Here is a 16,621-nt window from a genome sequence, read left to right as displayed (position 1 = left end):
TAAAGGGTAAAGCGTATTCAACGTCACGGGAGGAGAAGAGGACATCTATGATGAACCATACGAATGAAGCACAACGCAAGCAGGTTGAAATTTTCCCAGTACCACAAGAAATGAACATGCTCGAAGGTGAAGCGAGACTGACAGATCGCATTCACATCGTCGCGCAAGCGGGGCTGAAGGTGGCTACACTGCCGACACTTCAAGACATGTTATCGAAGCAGGGATACACGTATACCGTATCGGATACGTTCGAATCGGATGTGACAAATGTTTATCTGACGACCGAGACGCAATTGAACGAGAGTATTTTGCGTTCACACATCGATACAGCTACGATTAAAGCGCTATCACATAAAGAAGGATATCATCTCATCATTCAAGGGATATCTTCGATCAGCCATATCGCGATCATTGGACAAGATGCTGATGGAATTCACTATGGCGTCGTAACCTTAAATCAGATCTTGAAACAATCGTCAGATCATCAAGTGCCGCGTTGCATGATAACGGATTACCCTGAGATTCTCTATCGCGGTTACATAGAAGGATTCTATGGCTATCCATGGAGCCATGCCGATCGCATTGATTTGATGCAATTCGGCGGCGAACAGAAACTCAATACTTACATTTATGCACCGAAAGACGATCCCTATCATCGTAAGAGCTGGAGAGACTTATACCCGGCTGACAAAGCCCAGGAAATCGCAGGGCTTGCCGCTGCAGGGCATCGTAATAACTTGAATTTTGTATGGACCATACATCCAGGCGATTCGATTGATCTAGCATCTGAAGAGGATTTCCAATCCTGTATTGTGAAGCTGGAGCAGCTCTACTCCCTTGGTGTTCGTCAATTCGGCGTATTGTTCGACGACCTTGTTGGAGTTCCGAATGGACCGCAGCAGGCAGCTTTCATTAATCGTATTGATACCGAATTTGTTAAGGCCAAAGGCGACATTAGACCATTGCTTACTGTAGGTACGCGCTATTGCGAAGCATGGGGACCTTCGATGACGGAATATATGAAGCCATTCGTGGAGACGCTTCATGATGATGTAGAGATCATGTGGACTGGTGCAGCTACGATGTCCAACATTTCGAGAGAGCAATATGAATCGCCGAAGCGGACGATGGGCACGAACAAGAACCTGTCCGTCTGGTGGAACTATCCGGTTAACGATTATTGCGATAACAAGATTTTGATGGGTAAAATCGAAAACATTAGCTCGGATCTGAATAACGTCAATGGATTTTTCTCGAACCCGATGAACCAGGCGCAAGCGTCGAAGCAAGCGTTATTCTGCATTGCGGATCACAACTGGAATACGGATGCATTCAATACAAATCGAAGCTTCTCCGCATCTTTTCAAGCGCTTGCGCCGGAAGTGGCTGAAGATCTCGAGATTTTCGCTTCGAACAGCTGTTATTTGCTCGATGACGGCGGTGTAAGCGGCGATTTCCTATTCGATGAGAGCTGGATGCTGAAGGATGATGTCCGCGCGGTCAAGGAAGGTGTGGCTAGCGGCGCTGATGTTCGTGATGCAGCGAATCGATTGCTTGCACAATTCGAACGTATGGAGTCGTCTGTCGATAACATCCGTGCAAAATGCCAAAATGCGAATCTGGTACAGGAACTCGAGCCATTCTTGGAAGCCTTCCAACGGATGGCACGCGCCGCGCAGCATGTGATTCACGGTGTGCATGCCAAGCAGGCAGGCGATCTGCTGGCCATGGAGCAGCATCATGAGGACGCTTCCCGTCTTCTCGCTTCGATGGAGGCGTGTAAAGTTAATCGCTTGAAAGAAGGCGTCCCAACAGACTTTACTGTCGATGTGGGAACGCATGTGATCAAGCCGTTTATTACGGATATAGTTGTTATCACAGCCGTGGCTGCAGGTACGGAACAACAGACCGTGGCGCCGAAATATGATATGAATAATATTGCGCTCCGTTCGCTTGGCGTAACAGCAACCGCTTCGAGCAGCACAAATGAGAACGAAGGCCCGGATAAAGTCATTAAAGGGACGATTGCAGGCGGCAAATGGTGCTCGATGGAGCATCGTCCACATTTGACGATTGATCTGCAGGAGCCGAAGACGATCAAGCAATATCGTATTATTAACTGCGGGCATCCAGAGGCGCGAGAGACGGCATTCTGGAATACAAGACAAGCGCAAATTTTGGCGTGCCAAGATGGCGAGAACTTCACGCTCATTGATGAAATCCTAGATAATAAGGGGCATACGATCAACCGTATTCTATTGAATGAAGTGACAGCCAGATACATTCGGTTGCAGATCATTGAACCTGCGCAAATTAGTATCGATGGCAGCGGACATACGCGCATCTATGCGTTTGAGCTATTTGACGAGCGGTATCCGGAGTTGTCTGATAAAGTATCCACTTCCGATATTCACGTTGATGCGACAGGTCGCATCACCATTAACCACGTGAATGAAGGGGACGTCATTACTCTCTATTCAAGTATGGATGCAGACAGGCCTCTCGCCGTTTCCGAGGAAGCTGCGAAGGATGCACAGTCGATTGTGTTCGATGCTGTCGATCTGTCAAACCTTGGAGGCCGCGTCTTTGTACAGCGCACAACGCGAAATCATCTGCCAAGCGTTCGTACCTCGAAAGGTTTTAGTATGAACTAACGCTATCGAATACCATCCCAGATCCATTCAACAAGAATAGTCTGGGATTTCTTTTTGCCTTTGCGATTTATGCATTATTTTGTATACTTTTTGAACAACCTCTATAAGAGCCTGTTCAAAAAGTATCCCTACGGGTATGAAAATACAAAAATGCACCTGTGCGAAATATGGTAAAATGGAGGTATCCCTACAACCAAAATTACCTATCAGCGAGGTGCATTTTCATGGACTTGCAGCTTGAACTGCTGCCCTATCACTGCTATAAGAGGCTGTTCAAAAAGCACCATTTTAATTTCAGGGAGACAGCGTGACTACTCATCAGGTGTCCCAAAAATGGAAATGAAAGGATAGGAGTTTCCGCTGTGTAAACTTGCTTAGTGCTGGTCTTATTTGAACACCTGATTTTGGACAGACGTATCCCTTGGGTAGAGATTTGCTTTTTTTTTGAAGTCGTGGTCTGAAGCGGTTTAACCTGCCAGCGGCAGTGACACTTGCTCCACTTGAATCCCTTGCAGCTTCTTGATGGACGCAACATGATTCATAGGCAGAATCGTCTCCCGAACATGTGCAATCATGCGCTGAATCAACCGAAACGCATCCCGCAGGATGAACCATTTCTCGACGCGCTCGGTTGTACGAACCGGCACTTTCTTGTGCTTCATGACGGAAGTCAGTTGGTTTGATTCTTGCGCAAACGCCAACTCTACTTGTTTCCGGAAATTCAGCATCTTCTCTTGCAATATGCTTCCTGCGGTACAGGGCCGTAGAAAAACGGATTTTCCTCGAAGGAATAGCCAAACTGCTTCTCACAAAGACCTTGCAGCGGACAGGCGGCGCATTTCTCATCGTCTCCGCGAAACCAGGCGGTGTATGTATCTTTATCGAATCCGTCGAACACAAGGGCATAGCCTTGCTCGCATTCTGGTTTTCCTTCGGGGGAGCAGTGTTCAGGAACGATCGTATTTTTCTTGATTTCCGTTGTGAGAGCAAGAGGAGACAAATGTCGTTCCAGTTCTTGTGAAAACAAATGAAGGTCGTCTGAAATACCAAGATTCATCATAAAACGCTATCCTTTCATTAATCAGTCTAATGAAAGAATAGCGTTTTTTCGTTTTGAGGAGGTAGTATTATCCTTAGCTTGATGGGCATGTGGCGGTACCCCTGATAAGGGGGAGTACCAGGGTAGCTGTCACCACCCGCAAAGTAGATGCAAATATCTGGTAATAAAAGGGACGTAATGCAGAGGAATTTTCCGATTTCAGTAGTGGCATTGGAATTAAGGCAGTATTGTGGGTGTAAACTCGCTTCAATCCAGCTGAGGAAACTCAGAGAGGGGATCGAAGTTCCTATACTCACGAAAACCGGAACTAATTATGATTAAATATGGAATATAATTACCATCTGCATTGCCCCTGGTGTCAGCTACGCTGGTACTGGGCCTTATACGCCGACATGCCAGCCCGCTCTAAAGAAGGATGTACAAGCAGACCAGAAGGAGATTAAGCTACAGGATAACGCAATGAAATAAAATCCATGCTTTAGTTTCACCTCGACACACCACACCACACCATATTAATCTATCTTCTTACATCAATGACCAGAATATAGTTTAAATAAAATGATGTATAATACAAGTTAAAAAGAATAGACATTTGGGAGTGGTTGTAGTGGAAATCAGAACGGACGATCTAACCGGATCTAAAGTAATCGCTTTAATTGAGGAGCATCTTCAAGGAATGTCAGAAGACTCCCCTCCAGAGAGTGTCCATGCCTTGAACCTAGATGGATTAAGAAAACCGGAGGTGACCTTTTGGAGTGCATGGGAGCAAGATGAATTACTTGGAATTGGGGCACTTAAAGAGCTTGATGTTACACATGGTGAAGTAAAGTCCATGCGTACGGCATCATCCCATATGCGAAAAGGTGTTGCAAGAAAAATTCTTGAACATATTATAGCCATTTCCATAGAGCGTGGGTATACAAGGCTCAGTCTGGAGACCGGCTCTATGGAATCCTTTGCACCCGCAAGGAAGCTGTATGAAAATCTCGGTTTCCAATATTGCAATCCATTTTCAGATTACATCGAAGATCCTTACAGTATGTTTATGTCCAAGGAATTGTTACGATAAAATCCTCTGAGTAATACATCGATGCAGGAGTCGTTCCGCTAAACATTCCCGTTGAGCCTAAGACTTGGTACTTTTTCGCAATATTCAGCGCCAATACGAAGGCAAATTCTCTTGCTTGGCGGCCTGAATGATCGGTGTAACATCATAATCCACACTTTTAATATGTATTTGACCGTCCGTAATGGTAATGTAATGCGCGTCTTGCGAACGGTCTTCTTTTTGCCGGGTGGGGCGATTCGATGTGCTGCCCGGATTTATCCATAACTCGTCATCTTTTAGGTAATGCACAGCTTGCCAGTGGGTATGCCCGAAGATGATTCTTTTGGCATGTGCGTGGTTTTTGGTTTCGGTGGTGTATGTGTACCAAAATTGTCTGAACTGATGAATGCTTTCGATGGTTTCATATTTTTGGCCAAATTGATGTTTCATGCAGTAGTGAATGCCGTCCATGACGGTTTTTGCCCATTCAGCCCAAGGTGGCGATCTGTGGTGGATCCAAGATGATACTTTCATAAGTATGGATAGCTTAGTTCTTACCAGGGATGAAATGTTGAAAATGAAGCAATGAAGGTAAGGAGTTTGGGGTTTATATATTTATTCAATTTGACCCATCAACCGAAATAATCCAATTTATTCGGTTTTCAGAGACTAATCAGTAAGTTGAAGATCTGTCGCTATTCCGCTAACGGAAAACGATAGTTCTACAATGGTAGCAGCAGTCTAGGACAGATCATTCAATTAACCGCCTCGTGATGAGGCGGTTTTTCTAGTTGTATTTGGGGTCAAAACACAAAAATATTAAGAAGTTCTTCATAATTATCGTAAATGGATGTTAATATTTTCCGTTTACTATTAAGATAATGAAAGATGGCTGCTGGAAAGTAGGGTGAAAAATGGATAATTATTTTGTGCTCGTTGTTGATGATGAAAAGGAAATACGGGACGTCATCGAAATTTATTTGAAAAATGAAGGCGTTACCGTGTTAAAAGCAAAGGATGGGATTGAAGCGTTAGAAATCATAAATGATCACCAAATTCATCTCATTATTATGGATATTATGATGCCCAGGCTTGATGGAATTGCCGCTACACACCAAATTCGCGAGAAGAAAAAGATGATGTAAAATAGTTTGTGTACCAGCATTTGGAGCCTAACTAGAATGCAAAAAAGTAGGGTATTCTCGGGATTACCACACCACCAAGAAGGGACCCTACTCGATGACTACTTTACCCGAAAACTTGTTTAATGATCTACTGGAAAATGCTGTTACTAAATTAGTGAAAGAGAAACTAGAGTTACTCATGCGTGAAGAGATCAAGAACTTCATGCATGTAGAGCAAGAAGGACAGCGTAACAGCCGCAATGGTTACTACGAGCGAACATACGATACCCGCCACGGAAAGATTGACGATCTAAAGGTGCCTCGAGACCGTAACGGTAATTTCCAGACACAACTGTTTGAGCCGTACCAACGCCGGGAAGGCTGGCTGGAAGAAGCCATCATTCACATGTACAAAGGCGGTATGAGCACGCGGGAGGTCGCCAAATTCATCGAGAGTATGTTCGGATCACAGTACTCTCCTACCACCATCAGCAACATTACGCAGACCGTGATGGAGGACATCGAAGAGTGGCAAAAACGCCCGTTGGAGAAACGTTACTCGGTGATCTACCTAGATGGTTTATACGTGAAGCTCAAGCGAGACACGGTCAGCAGTGAGGCTGTTTACCTCGCCATGGGCATTGACGAGAAAGGCTACCGCCAAATCCTCGGCTTCTACGTCGGTGGTCATGAAAGCTCCAACGGCTGGCGAGAGGTTCTCAAAGACCTGAAGAAACGTGGTGCAACGGACGTGCTGTTAGGTGTATTTGACGGTCTTCCTGGCCTAGAGGAGGCCTTCCATGAGATATATCCACAGGCCGACGTCCAGCATTGCATAGTTCACAAAGTTCGCAGTACCTTTCCCAAGATCCGTGTCTCGGATAAAACCGAGTTTCTTACAGACTTGAAGTGTGTTTACAACGCTATCGATGGAGATGTCGCACGGGCCGTCTTCGATGGCTTCAAAGCCAAATGGAGTAAGCAGTATCCGAAGGAAGTGAAGTCGTGGGAAGAACAACTCCCCACGCTTCTGACCTTTTATAAGTATCCTCCGCTCACGTGGCCGGCCATCTACACTTCAAACCCTATCGAGCGGACGAACAAAGAGCTGCGTAAACGATTGAAGCCGATGAACAGCCTAACAAACATTGAAGCTGCCGAGAAGATCATCTACCTGCAAGCGCTGGACTACAACGAAAAGTGGTACGGTAGAGCGATCCGTGGCTTTGTCGATCCCGATACGAAGGCTGCTTTCGAGAAAATGTATACCGGACGATATTCTTCAGCATTGAACTAACAGTTCCCGCGCCTTCGCTTGGGCTGTGTTCTCTAGCAAGCCAACCATACAATTAAATCTTTCTCTGTATCCATCGTCCCGATAGATACTCCTACAACCTTACACAAACTTCTTGACGCTACCAGACAACACGATTACTAGCTTATTACGCACCAATAAGCTTCTAAATGATCTTATTTCATTAAGCTAACAGGTAACATTAGCACAACAATAAGACAGCTGCCGGCAATCAATCGGCAGCTGTTTTTCATTGGACTATTGGGCAGGATAGTTCCAATATATGGTATTGTATGAGTGTGATAGGAGGTGCGTTATTTGACTGTTCCAATTTATAGAACTGACTAGACGCTCAATAGCTCTTGCCGCTCTAATCTTTCCACCTCATCATCATGTAAAGCTGCTCGACGCTTTAGGAGCTCATATGTCTCAATCCACTCGTCAGGGTATCTTGTCCATTGAATTCGCTTATACAATTCTCCTAGGGCATGCTCTACTTCATTTCTAAATTGTTTCCATAGCATCTTAGCTTTGTAATAGTCACCGTTATTACGAGTAGCATTCACTACGTCATAACAGAGTTTATCTTTTCTGGAAATCTCCATACTGATTTCATCAACTGTAAAAAGAATTTCTTTTTTGAGTTTGGCGTCATTCTCCATAGTTACGATCATTTCGGCCATAATAGAAATTATATTGGGATTATTTTGAGCTGAGTGATTAATACATTCAGCGAGTTGGATAGTCATAAATTTCTCCCTCCTAGCAACGTGCTGTTACCATTCTGGTTTTATATAATACTTTTCGTTAGAAGGGGTTTTTTTTAGTCACTAAGCAAATGAAGACAGCTGCTAGTAACAAAAGGGGGAGTGAATACATGATGAGCAGGCGCTGCGGTGGCCTGTTCTTCTTATTAAGCTAACGGGCAGGTTAGATCAACAGTTCAATGTCGGATAGGAGAAAAAAGGGGAATGTAAATTTTTGGCGAATATATTTTAATCTTAAAAGACATGAACGAAAGTGGGAGTTCTTAATAGTGAAAAGAAAATATTGTGATCTATCTCATTGGAGAGGAATACTACAGAAAACTTACAGACAAATGTATATCGAAGAAGTGGATTTCACTGGGCATGTAACACTTGTTGTTTTTAATAAAGTAAAGGAATCCATATCTTTTAAGCTGGCAGATCATGACGATTTTAATATTGTTGCAGATGGATTTATGTGGTTGCAGTATTTTCCAAGCAATGCCCATCATACAATGACGGCAGTTATTAATGAAAAAGGAGAGATAGTTCAATGGTATTTTGACATTACCTTGGCTAATGCTCTGACTAAAGAAGGAGTGCCTTATTTTGATGACCTATTTCTGGATGTGGTAGTGTTGCCTAACAAAGAAATATTTGTATTGGATGAAGATGAATTATTAAATGCATTGAATAACGAAAGAATATCTGAGGACGATTATAGATTGGCAAGAGCGGAGCTGGAAAAATTACATAAGAATTTAACGGCGGGCAACAATGATTTACTAAAGAGATGGGATGCAGATTTTAAAACGTTATACTCTGGTGTTTAAATAACTGTTAATGTGATTGATTTCATTGTTTTTTGAACTAACGGAGAACGATAGCTGAATAACAACACCGTGGCAGCCGGCCAACAATCGCTGCCACTTTCCACGCTATGGGCAGGTTACGTTAATGAAGGAATTATATGAGTTCTTCCCGAATTATGAGCTATCCCACTAGGAAGCAGGTTTATTAGTGAAAAGTGATCATTTGTTAAAGCTTTTGTATGATGAGAATTTACATACTGTTCGTCCATTTGAAGGGTGTAGCGAAACAGAAATAAAGTTACTTGAGCAAGAAATGGCAATCAAGTTACCAGGGGCTTATCGGCAATACTTGCTTGCTGTTGGTCATAATTCGGGAAGATTGTTTCAAGGTACAGATACGAAGTTTTCACAATTAAAGGAACTTCAGTTTGGAATACATGGATTAGCTCAGTTAGTTCGAAATAAGGCAAAGCCCCTGATTTCCATTCCAAAAAAGATTGATACAAAAGAATCAGGAGATCTACAAGGACTTTACGTACACAGATCATAAAGACCTCCTTCTACTTGCAAAAATGAAATTGGGCCGATTTGAAAAGACCTAGGGAGCAGTCGGATGGAACAACAGCCACAGTATCTATTGCTGTAACTATTCCATCTAAAAATAGCGGTAACTACAACGGTATCGTTAAGGGTAACAGCAATGAGAACAGTATCTAAGTTGGAATTTTTTTAAAGTTTTTTTACTTGAGCATTTTGCAATAATCTAAGCTCTTGAACCACAAGAATTTCAGAGCAAAAAAAGGGGCTTCACCCCGAATTGGAGAAGTTTTCAAGTGACCAAACCCGAAAACGAGCCAAGGAAGTGAAGTCACTTGTATATTCTCCAAGAAAGCCTGTTTTTCTAGCGATGCTGTGGCGTATTAAAGGGCTATGGCGGAGGTTTCAGCTGGTGCGGTGGTCGAGAGTGCGCTAATTTTTAACGCTATCTCGGGCCCGCAGGTTTTCGATTGCAATTTCAACGTTACCTTAATTATGCAGGAAAAAGGTACAGTCTCCTCCGTTTTCTTGAAGAGCTGTACCTTTTTTAATCAAAGAGACTTTTTCAGTGGCTTCGACCGGGACAGGGAAATCCTGCCCCGGACTGCCGATTTTACGAATACGCAAAACTTCCAATTTAACCTGCGGCTGACGAACAGCCGGCACCTTGTTATTTGTTTCGCAGCGCAAACACTTTCTCCGTCTGCTCGACCTGCCAGTCAATGATCTCGTCGTAGCCGAGGCCTTTGGCTTTTTTGACCATTTCGTCTTTCAGCTTGTTGTATTCGCCGTCGTCTTTGGCGAACACCATTTTCCACGATTGCTCCTTGATAATCGCTCCGACCTGGCTCAGCTTCTGCTCCAGCATGGAATCCATAACCGCCGGCGCCTCCGTGGTCGAGATCGGATTGTTGAGGGCGATTTGGTTAGTCTTCGTCAGCAGCTCCTTCGGCGTCAGTGCGCCCGTCGCTTCACGCCACGATTTATCTACCGGGTTCGGATTGTCCTGAAGCACCGACGTCCACATATTCCAGTCGTACGGCTCGTTCGTGTTCGGATTAATCGACGACGTCTTCAGCGTCGAGTTGTTGAATTTCGGTCCGCCGTCTTTATAAGTGCCGCCGCCGAATTCCTCGGGCACCTGCTGCGAGTTGTCTTTCAGCGCCTGCTTGCCGAAATCGGTCAGCAAGGCTTTGCCGTCTTTCATTTCCCATGTCATGCCTTCCGGTCCGTTGGCCGTCGTCATCATGCCTTCCGGCGTGTACAGCCAGTTGATGTATTCCATGATCCGCTCCGGGTGCTTCGCCTTGGCGCCGATTGCCCAGACGCGGTTGCCGCCGAATGGCGAGAAGCCGTAGGAATAAATTTTCTGCTCCTCGAACCCGACCATCTGGAAGCCTTTGCCCGCATCGGTGTGGGCCGGCGTGTTGTAGGAGCTGTCCAGCCACGGGAACCAGGAGAACAATACCTGACCGTCCTTGAACTTGTTCACTACGTCGTCGAACTTCTGGGTCAGGGAATCCGGGTCCATGAGTCCCATTTGATTGGCTTCGTAATAGAGCTTCAAGGTACGCAAATAATAGCTGTTTTCGTCCAGGATGCCTTGGTATTTGTCTTCATGGGCCGCAATCTCGAGCAGGCTGCCTTGGTTGAAGCCGTCACCGATGTCATAGCCGTGCATGGTGGCGAACTGCTTCGCCAGCGTCATGTAATTGCCGTCCCAATCCCCCCACATTGAGAAGCCGTACATAGGTCTGCCGCTGTCGCTCTTCGGCTCCAGCTCCTGCATTTGCTTGAGCAGGGGCAGAATGTCCTCCATCTTCGTCAGCTTCGGACTGCCAAGCTTCTGATACAGGTCCCATCGCATGTCGAGCTGGTATGTCATCGTATTGCCCTCGGAAGGGCCGGGAGGCATGTTTGAAGCGTCATGTCCCACGCCGTATACCGCTTCTCCTTCGCCGAAGTTCTTTTTGTTCTTCTCGATCGCTTCAGGGACGCTCGCGAGGATGTCCTTGCCGTATTTCTCCAGAAGGCCATCCTTCGTCCAGTCCAGAAGCAAACCTGCCTTGATGGCGTCTCTGTACTCCTGACCGTCGTTGCCGAATATGACGAGGTCTCCAAGGTCGCCGGATGCCATGAGCGTCGCGAATTTGGCGGCGCCGCCCGCGAGGTTCGGCGCCGTGATGTTCACCTCGAGGCCGAATTTATCCTTCAAGATTTTGCCGTACCAGCCGCCCTGCTCGCCAGCGAAGTTCGCAAGCTGCGACATAACCTCGATCTTGTAAGGTTCTATTTGCGTGGTACCCGTCGCCGCATTCGTGTCCGTGCTCTCCGCGTTTTTCTCCGCATTCCCTGCATTGTGCGCATTGCCGGCGTTGTTGCCGCCGCCCGAGCATGCCGCAACGCCCATAAGCAGAATGGATGCCGCCGCAATGATTTTCACTTTATTGAGAAAATTTCTCATTTGTTTCCGACCTCCTATTATTAAATTAATTCAAAATTTAGAATAATATGGAACTCAAATCGCAAGCATCCCCCCTTTCAAGCTCCTTCATTACTCAATTGCTACCCTTTTACGGCTCCAATCATAATCCCTTTCACGAAGAAACGCTGAAAGTAAGGGTAGACAAGCAGGATGGGGAAAACGACGATCATGGACACGGTTGTCCGGATCGAGGTCGGCGTCTGCAGGTTGGCGAGGTCCAAACCCTGCCCTCCGGAGGAGTTTCGCACGATGGCCGCCAGCGAGGATGCCTCGTTCATATATTTATAAAGCACGAATTGCAACGTGTACAGATTCTGATCCGTCATCAGGAACAACGTATCCGTAAACGAGTTCCATTGGCCGACCGCCGAGAAAATGGCAATAGTAGCCAGGATCGGCGTGATCAGCGGAAATACGATCCGGGTGAAAATAATCCAATATCCTGCTCCGTCGATCTGCGCGGATTCTTGAAGAGCCGCAGGAAGCGATTCCACGAACGTCTTGACCAGTATGACGAAGAACGGTGATACAATGGCCGGCAGGATATACGCCAGGAAGTTGTTTGTCAGGTTAAGATTGAGCATGGTAATATACCATGGAATAATTCCGGCGTTAAAGTACATCGTTACAACGATGAACCGGTACCAGAATTTCCGCCCCCACATTTCCTGTTTGGTAAAAAGAAAACCTAGAAAGGCTGCTCCGCTAACCGTAAGCGTGGTGCCGATAACGGTTCGGCCGAGCGATACGAGTCCGGCATGGCTGAAGCCCGGAATATGCAGCACTTGGGCGTAGTTGCTGAAGTGAATCTCTTTCGGAAAGAAGTTGACGAACCCCCGGCTGCTTAGATCGTTGTTGCTGATCGTGTTAATGAACAAATAATAGAATGGGAAAATACAGAGCAGAGCAATGACCGCAAACACGAAATAGTTGACGGCATGGAACACTGTATCTCCTGCGCTCAGTCTCTTGTGCATTCGGTTCTCCTCCTTGCCCGATTAGATGATGCTCTCGCCGCGAACGATTTTGGAAAGGCTGTTTGCAAAGAACAGCAGCCCGACGCTGATGAACGATTTCAACATGCTGACCGCCGTCGCGAATGAGAAATTGCTGCCGATCATCCCGACATTGTAGACGTACAGATCCAGCACCTCGATTTGATCCTTGTTGATCGCGTTCTGAAATACGAAGTACTGATCCAGGCCATTGTTAATGAAATTGGCAATGGTTAGCAGCAGCAGTACGAAATAGGTCGGCAGAATACCCGGAACGGTGATGTGCCATATCGAGCGGAACCTTGACGCGCCGTCCACCTTGGCGGCTTCATACAGCTCCTGATCGATCCCCGCGATGGCGGCCATGTACAGAATGGCGCCCCATCCGAGTCCTTTCCACAAATCCCACAGTGCCATCTTCAGCCAGGTATAACTGTCGGAAGCAAGAAAGTTAATGCCTAGGTCAATCAATCCCAAGTTGATCAGGATTTGATTCACCAATCCGTTATCCACCGAGAAGAGCATGAATGCGAAAGAATACACAAGCACCCAGCTGATGAAATTCGGCAGCGTGGTCAGAATCTGCACGCTCTTCTTGAAGCGCGCCGATCTCATTTCGCTCAGGAAGATGGCGAAGATGACGGGAAGTACAGATGCCGCAATATTGAGCGAGCTCATGGCTATCGTATTCCGCATGACGCGCAATACTTCCCCTGTCTGCGTCGGATTGCTGAAGATGGACTTAAACCATTGCAAGCCGACGAAGTCGGTCTGGGCAAGAGGAATACCTGGCCGGAAATTGTAGAAGGCATAGATCCAACCGTAAAGGGGCAAATACGAGAACAGGAAGACGAGTACGAGAAACGGCAGCGCCATAAGAAACAGTTTGTGCTTGCCTTTTACATCGAACAGTCGCTTCTTGCCGGTTATCATCTTAACGTTAGCCTTAGCTTGGATGGAATTGTGCAATACAGACCCTCTCCTTATTAGCCGTATAATAGAATTTCCACGCCGAACGGCTGAAGACGGATCCGTTCGTCAGCGGTTCCCCCGTACAGGATGCTCTCGTAAGCGCGGTCAAGTATCACCGTCTGCATGGAGGTTGAAAAGTTGGTCAGGAACAGATAAGCGGGCTTCGCTGCTGCGGCGGACGGAAGCCTCCACGCCATCGGGCAGCCCCGGAAAATGCTCAATTTCTAAGGTCGGCAGAATGCCGCCGAACAGATCGACCAGAAAGTCCGGCCCGAAATTCGCGCCGATGTAGTACACGGAGCCGCTTCCGAGCTTGTTGACGGTGATGGCGGCCTTGCCCGCATAATACTCCGAGCGGTACCAACCGAAAGGCTCCGCGCCGGCGGGCTCAATGATATCCGCCCATTGCGAGCATAGATAAGTCTTGCCGTTGTTCATTTGCACAGAAACCGTGTCCGAGAACAGCGCGTCCCATTCTTCTACAACGATGCCCGTGCATTAAAACAAAATATGAGGCATATCGAACAGTCCCTTAGCGTGTCCCTCCTTTTTTGTGTAAGCGTTATCAGAAAACGCTTACAATTATGATTCTACCATCACATAATTTCTGGAAAAACCCTAATAATTAGAGAATAAATCAGGTGAAAATTAGAGGATGGAGGCAAGCTTACTCGCATTAATATATCTCGGACGCGCTTTGCTTCTATAACCAGCATTACTTCTCGAAAGTATTCAAAGAATATGCGGGCTGCAATCCTTCCGAATACAAGACGATGCTGAAAGGCATAGAGTCGTGAAATACAGAGCATACCAAATGGCACTGGGTCTGATTGAGAAAGTAGCTGCCAAAACAAACATGCGATTCTTTATGATCGATGCGGGCTACGACCAAATGAAAGTTTACGAAGCCGCTCGAAAAAGGCGCAAGTCATTATTCCCCTCAACCCCCGAGGAGAGAAAGAACCTCCTGCTGGGATGACATCAAACGGAACGCCTTGCTGCTCGATGGGATTCGCGATGACTTATTGGGGCGCTGACGGCGATTACTTGAAGTTCCGATGTCCTCTCCTGTTCAGGGCGGCTTTATGCGATCTAGCTCCACGTCACGAAGAAGTCTGGTGAATTGATATCGATGAAGTCAAGAGCTCAATTGTTCCAACGGTGACTGGGGTTAGCCGCTCATATGCCGACTGGAAGAAAACGCGAAGCTCGGTGTCCGAATCCAGATCATCACGGGATACACCGGGAAGATCAATCAGAAGAATGGGATGATTGCGGGTGCGGAGCATACCTTCAACGTCTTGCAAAAATGAAACGAATTCGAGATCCCCAAGCTCGCGCATCTTCTCGTTAAGCGCAGCCCATCTCGCCTCCTGAGCCAGAAAAAGGGCGCTCCACCAGTAAAATTCCTGTACCGACTCTATAACATGGCTGTAATAGGTGCGGAAAATGAATAAAGCTTGCTGGCCGGAGGTCATCTTACGGTAAAAATCGGCCAAATCGCCGCCTCTGCTGCTTACTTCCTTGTATGTCTGGATGAGCGGTTTAAAGCAGGCAGAAATTAAAACGCCGTTATCCATCCTATCAAAAACTTCACGCTGTATTTTTACCAACATTTTCCTATAACTCCTTCATTCCGATTGTAGACATCCAACTTCGCCCACGTCAAGATTATAAGTACGACATTAGCCCCATAATTTTAGATTGACAGCGGTGTTAAGCTAAACAGGCAGTTTACTTCAATAGTCTGTGTTAAAATAATGGATGCTCAGCCAAGGAGGAGGGTAATATGGAAACGGTGAGGATTGAAGAATATAACGATGAATGGCCATTTAAATACCAAGAGGAGAAAAGAAAAGTTGAGGAGGTTATGACTGATAAAGCAATTGTTATTGAACATATTGGCAGTACTTCTGTTCAGGGTCTAGGAGCAAAGCCGATTATCGACTTCATGGTCGGAGTAAACGATTTAAATGAAGTTGAATCATTTATTGAACCCCTTGCAAAGATAGGGTATGAGCAGGTTTTTCATAAAGATTTTCCTAATAGAAGGTTCTTTAGAAGAGGTCAATGGAGAGCAGGAACGCATCATTTACATATTTACGTTTATGGAAGCAAAGAATGGAATAACAATATTTTATTCAGGGATTATTTAAGAACCCATCCAGAAATGCTTAAGCAGTACAATCAATTAAAAAAAGAACTTGCAGAAAAGTATCATCATGACAGGGTTGCTTATACAAATGCCAAGCATCCATTTATTATTGATGTAATTCAAAAGGCAAATTTGATCGAGAACGCGGAATCGACCGTGCAGCCTCGTTAAGTTATTTGGCAGGATAATTAAATAGACGAATGGTATTTATTGAATGTAGCAATTATGGGAGGCGGTATTCTATGCAATTAAATACCAGTTACCAGTACATACCTGTAACTAATCTTCAACAGGCTTTGAAATGGTACTCAGAACATCTCGGCTTTAAATTAGCGGTTGAAGACCCGATTTGTCTAGAATTGAGAACAGAATCTGGAGTTCGGGTATTCTTAATCCCTAATGATGAAGGTAAAGTTACGTCGCATATGAATTACGCTAATGGTGTACAAGCAACATACGGCTTTACTGTGGCTGAGGATATCCATTCGCTTTATCAGCAATTCAAAGACAAGGGTATTAAGGTAGGAAAGTTGTCAGACTATCAAGGCTTGTCCTTTAAGTTTTTTGACCCAGATGGAAATGCAATTGAACTTTGGGGTGACTACCCAACAACATAGTTCATTAAACTAAACATTCCTGTAGGGCCTAAGATTTGGCCTTTGTCAAAAAAGGAGCGCCTCTGTATGATGGGTTTGTCGAAAGGTCTAATAACCTAACACCATCAAGGAGGCGCTCTTAC

The 16,621-nt window shown here is 45.7% G+C and carries 18 protein-coding genes and 2 pseudogenes; 10 read left to right on the top strand and 10 right to left on the bottom strand.

Features of this window, described 5'->3' with window-relative positions; all coding sequences use genetic code 11:
- Positions 1-47: 47 nt before the first annotated feature.
- Positions 48-2,654, top strand: a complete 2,607-nt coding sequence (locus RCO25_RS31655; RefSeq protein ID WP_309000056.1) for a glycoside hydrolase family 84 protein — start codon at positions 48-50, stop codon at positions 2,652-2,654.
- 467 nt (positions 2,655-3,121) lie between these two features.
- Here the strand turns inward: RCO25_RS31655 and RCO25_RS31650 are convergent, their stop codons facing one another.
- Positions 3,122-3,394: a hypothetical protein gene (locus RCO25_RS31650; RefSeq protein ID WP_309000055.1), complete on the bottom strand. Its 273-nt coding sequence runs from the start codon at positions 3,392-3,394 to the stop codon at positions 3,122-3,124.
- Positions 3,376-3,714 carry a hypothetical protein gene (locus RCO25_RS31645; RefSeq protein ID WP_309000054.1) on the bottom strand — a complete coding sequence of 113 codons (339 nt, stop codon included), beginning with the start codon at positions 3,712-3,714 and terminating at the stop codon, positions 3,376-3,378. The genes RCO25_RS31650 and RCO25_RS31645 overlap by 19 nt, the downstream gene beginning before the upstream one ends.
- Before the next feature lie 607 nt (positions 3,715-4,321).
- On the opposite strand from RCO25_RS31645, the gene RCO25_RS31640 reads away from it, so the two are divergent.
- Positions 4,322-4,783: a GNAT family N-acetyltransferase gene (locus tag RCO25_RS31640; RefSeq protein WP_309000053.1), complete on the top strand. Its 462-nt coding sequence runs from the start codon at positions 4,322-4,324 to the stop codon at positions 4,781-4,783.
- A gap of 84 nt (positions 4,784-4,867) precedes the next feature.
- On the opposite strand, the gene RCO25_RS31635 is transcribed toward RCO25_RS31640, so the two are convergent.
- Positions 4,868-5,233: a hypothetical protein gene (locus RCO25_RS31635; protein ID WP_309000052.1), complete on the bottom strand. Its 366-nt coding sequence runs from the start codon at positions 5,231-5,233 to the stop codon at positions 4,868-4,870.
- Between the two features lie 443 nt (positions 5,234-5,676).
- Between RCO25_RS31635 and RCO25_RS31630 the strand changes: the two are divergent.
- Together RCO25_RS31630 and RCO25_RS31625 are read left to right on the top strand one after the other, a co-directional pair.
- Positions 5,677-5,901 (top strand): annotated as a pseudogene (locus RCO25_RS31630) (response regulator); the annotation flags it as partial.
- Between the two features lie 100 nt (positions 5,902-6,001).
- Positions 6,002-7,183, top strand: coding sequence for an IS256 family transposase (locus RCO25_RS31625; RefSeq protein WP_309000051.1), 1,182 nt, complete (start codon positions 6,002-6,004; stop codon positions 7,181-7,183).
- A 341-nt stretch (positions 7,184-7,524) separates the two neighbouring features.
- On the opposite strand, the gene RCO25_RS31620 is transcribed toward RCO25_RS31625, so the two are convergent.
- Entirely contained in the window at positions 7,525-7,929 is a 405-nt protein-coding gene (locus RCO25_RS31620) for a hypothetical protein (protein ID WP_309000050.1), read from the bottom strand.
- Positions 7,930-8,216: 287 nt separating this feature from the next.
- Here RCO25_RS31620 and RCO25_RS31615 point away from each other — a divergent pair, with 287 nt between their 5' ends.
- Both RCO25_RS31615 and RCO25_RS31610 read left to right on the top strand, forming a co-directional pair.
- The gene (locus RCO25_RS31615; RefSeq protein ID WP_309000049.1) at positions 8,217-8,759 is read left to right on the top strand and encodes a ribonuclease FAU-1 family protein; all 543 of its coding nucleotides are present in this window, start codon (positions 8,217-8,219) and stop codon (positions 8,757-8,759) included.
- A gap of 187 nt (positions 8,760-8,946) precedes the next feature.
- Complete coding sequence (locus RCO25_RS31610) at positions 8,947-9,288, top strand: SMI1/KNR4 family protein (protein ID WP_309000048.1); 342 nt, start codon at positions 8,947-8,949, stop codon at positions 9,286-9,288.
- Between the two features lie 657 nt (positions 9,289-9,945).
- Here the strand turns inward: RCO25_RS31610 and RCO25_RS31605 are convergent.
- The 5 genes from RCO25_RS31605 to RCO25_RS31590 all read right to left on the bottom strand — a co-directional run bounded on the left by RCO25_RS31605 (position 9,946) and on the right by RCO25_RS31590 (position 14,216).
- Positions 9,946-11,739: an extracellular solute-binding protein gene (locus tag RCO25_RS31605; protein ID WP_309000047.1), complete on the bottom strand. Its 1,794-nt coding sequence runs from the start codon at positions 11,737-11,739 to the stop codon at positions 9,946-9,948.
- Between the two features lie 101 nt (positions 11,740-11,840).
- The gene (locus tag RCO25_RS31600) at positions 11,841-12,737 is read right to left on the bottom strand and encodes a carbohydrate ABC transporter permease (RefSeq protein WP_309000046.1); all 897 of its coding nucleotides are present in this window, start codon (positions 12,735-12,737) and stop codon (positions 11,841-11,843) included.
- A gap of 21 nt (positions 12,738-12,758) precedes the next feature.
- Positions 12,759-13,724, bottom strand: a complete 966-nt coding sequence (locus tag RCO25_RS31595; protein ID WP_309000045.1) for an ABC transporter permease — start codon at positions 13,722-13,724, stop codon at positions 12,759-12,761.
- Positions 13,725-13,741: 17 nt separating this feature from the next.
- Entirely contained in the window at positions 13,742-13,852 is a 111-nt protein-coding gene (locus tag RCO25_RS35005; protein WP_374992200.1) for a hypothetical protein, read from the bottom strand.
- Positions 13,833-14,216: a beta-galactosidase trimerization domain-containing protein gene (locus RCO25_RS31590; RefSeq protein ID WP_309000064.1), complete on the bottom strand. Its 384-nt coding sequence runs from the start codon at positions 14,214-14,216 to the stop codon at positions 13,833-13,835. The genes RCO25_RS35005 and RCO25_RS31590 overlap by 20 nt, the downstream gene beginning before the upstream one ends.
- Positions 14,217-14,410: 194 nt before the next feature.
- Here RCO25_RS31590 and RCO25_RS35000 point away from each other — a divergent pair, with 194 nt between their 5' ends.
- Positions 14,411-14,524, top strand: a complete 114-nt coding sequence (locus RCO25_RS35000) for a hypothetical protein (RefSeq protein ID WP_374992202.1) — start codon at positions 14,411-14,413, stop codon at positions 14,522-14,524.
- Between the two features lie 14 nt (positions 14,525-14,538).
- Positions 14,539-14,792: pseudogene (locus RCO25_RS31585) on the top strand (transposase); the annotation flags it as partial.
- Between the two features lie 38 nt (positions 14,793-14,830).
- On the opposite strand, the gene RCO25_RS31580 reads toward RCO25_RS31585, so the two are convergent.
- A complete protein-coding gene (locus RCO25_RS31580) occupies positions 14,831-15,343 on the bottom strand; it encodes a hypothetical protein (protein ID WP_309000044.1) in 513 nt (170 codons plus the stop codon).
- A 173-nt stretch (positions 15,344-15,516) separates the two neighbouring features.
- On the opposite strand from RCO25_RS31580, the gene RCO25_RS31575 reads away from it, so the two are divergent.
- Together RCO25_RS31575 and RCO25_RS31570 are read left to right on the top strand one after the other, a co-directional pair.
- Positions 15,517-16,053: a GrpB family protein gene (locus RCO25_RS31575; protein WP_309000043.1), complete on the top strand. Its 537-nt coding sequence runs from the start codon at positions 15,517-15,519 to the stop codon at positions 16,051-16,053.
- A 71-nt stretch (positions 16,054-16,124) separates the two neighbouring features.
- On the top strand, positions 16,125-16,499 hold the full coding sequence (locus tag RCO25_RS31570; protein ID WP_309000042.1) for a VOC family protein: 375 nt from the start codon (positions 16,125-16,127) through the stop codon (positions 16,497-16,499).
- Positions 16,500-16,621: the final 122 nt, after the last annotated feature.

The organism is Paenibacillus sp. LHD-38, assembly GCF_031157315.1.
Classification (GTDB): domain Bacteria; phylum Bacillota; class Bacilli; order Paenibacillales; family Paenibacillaceae; genus Pristimantibacillus.
This window is presented reverse-complemented; position numbering and strand designations above follow the sequence as displayed.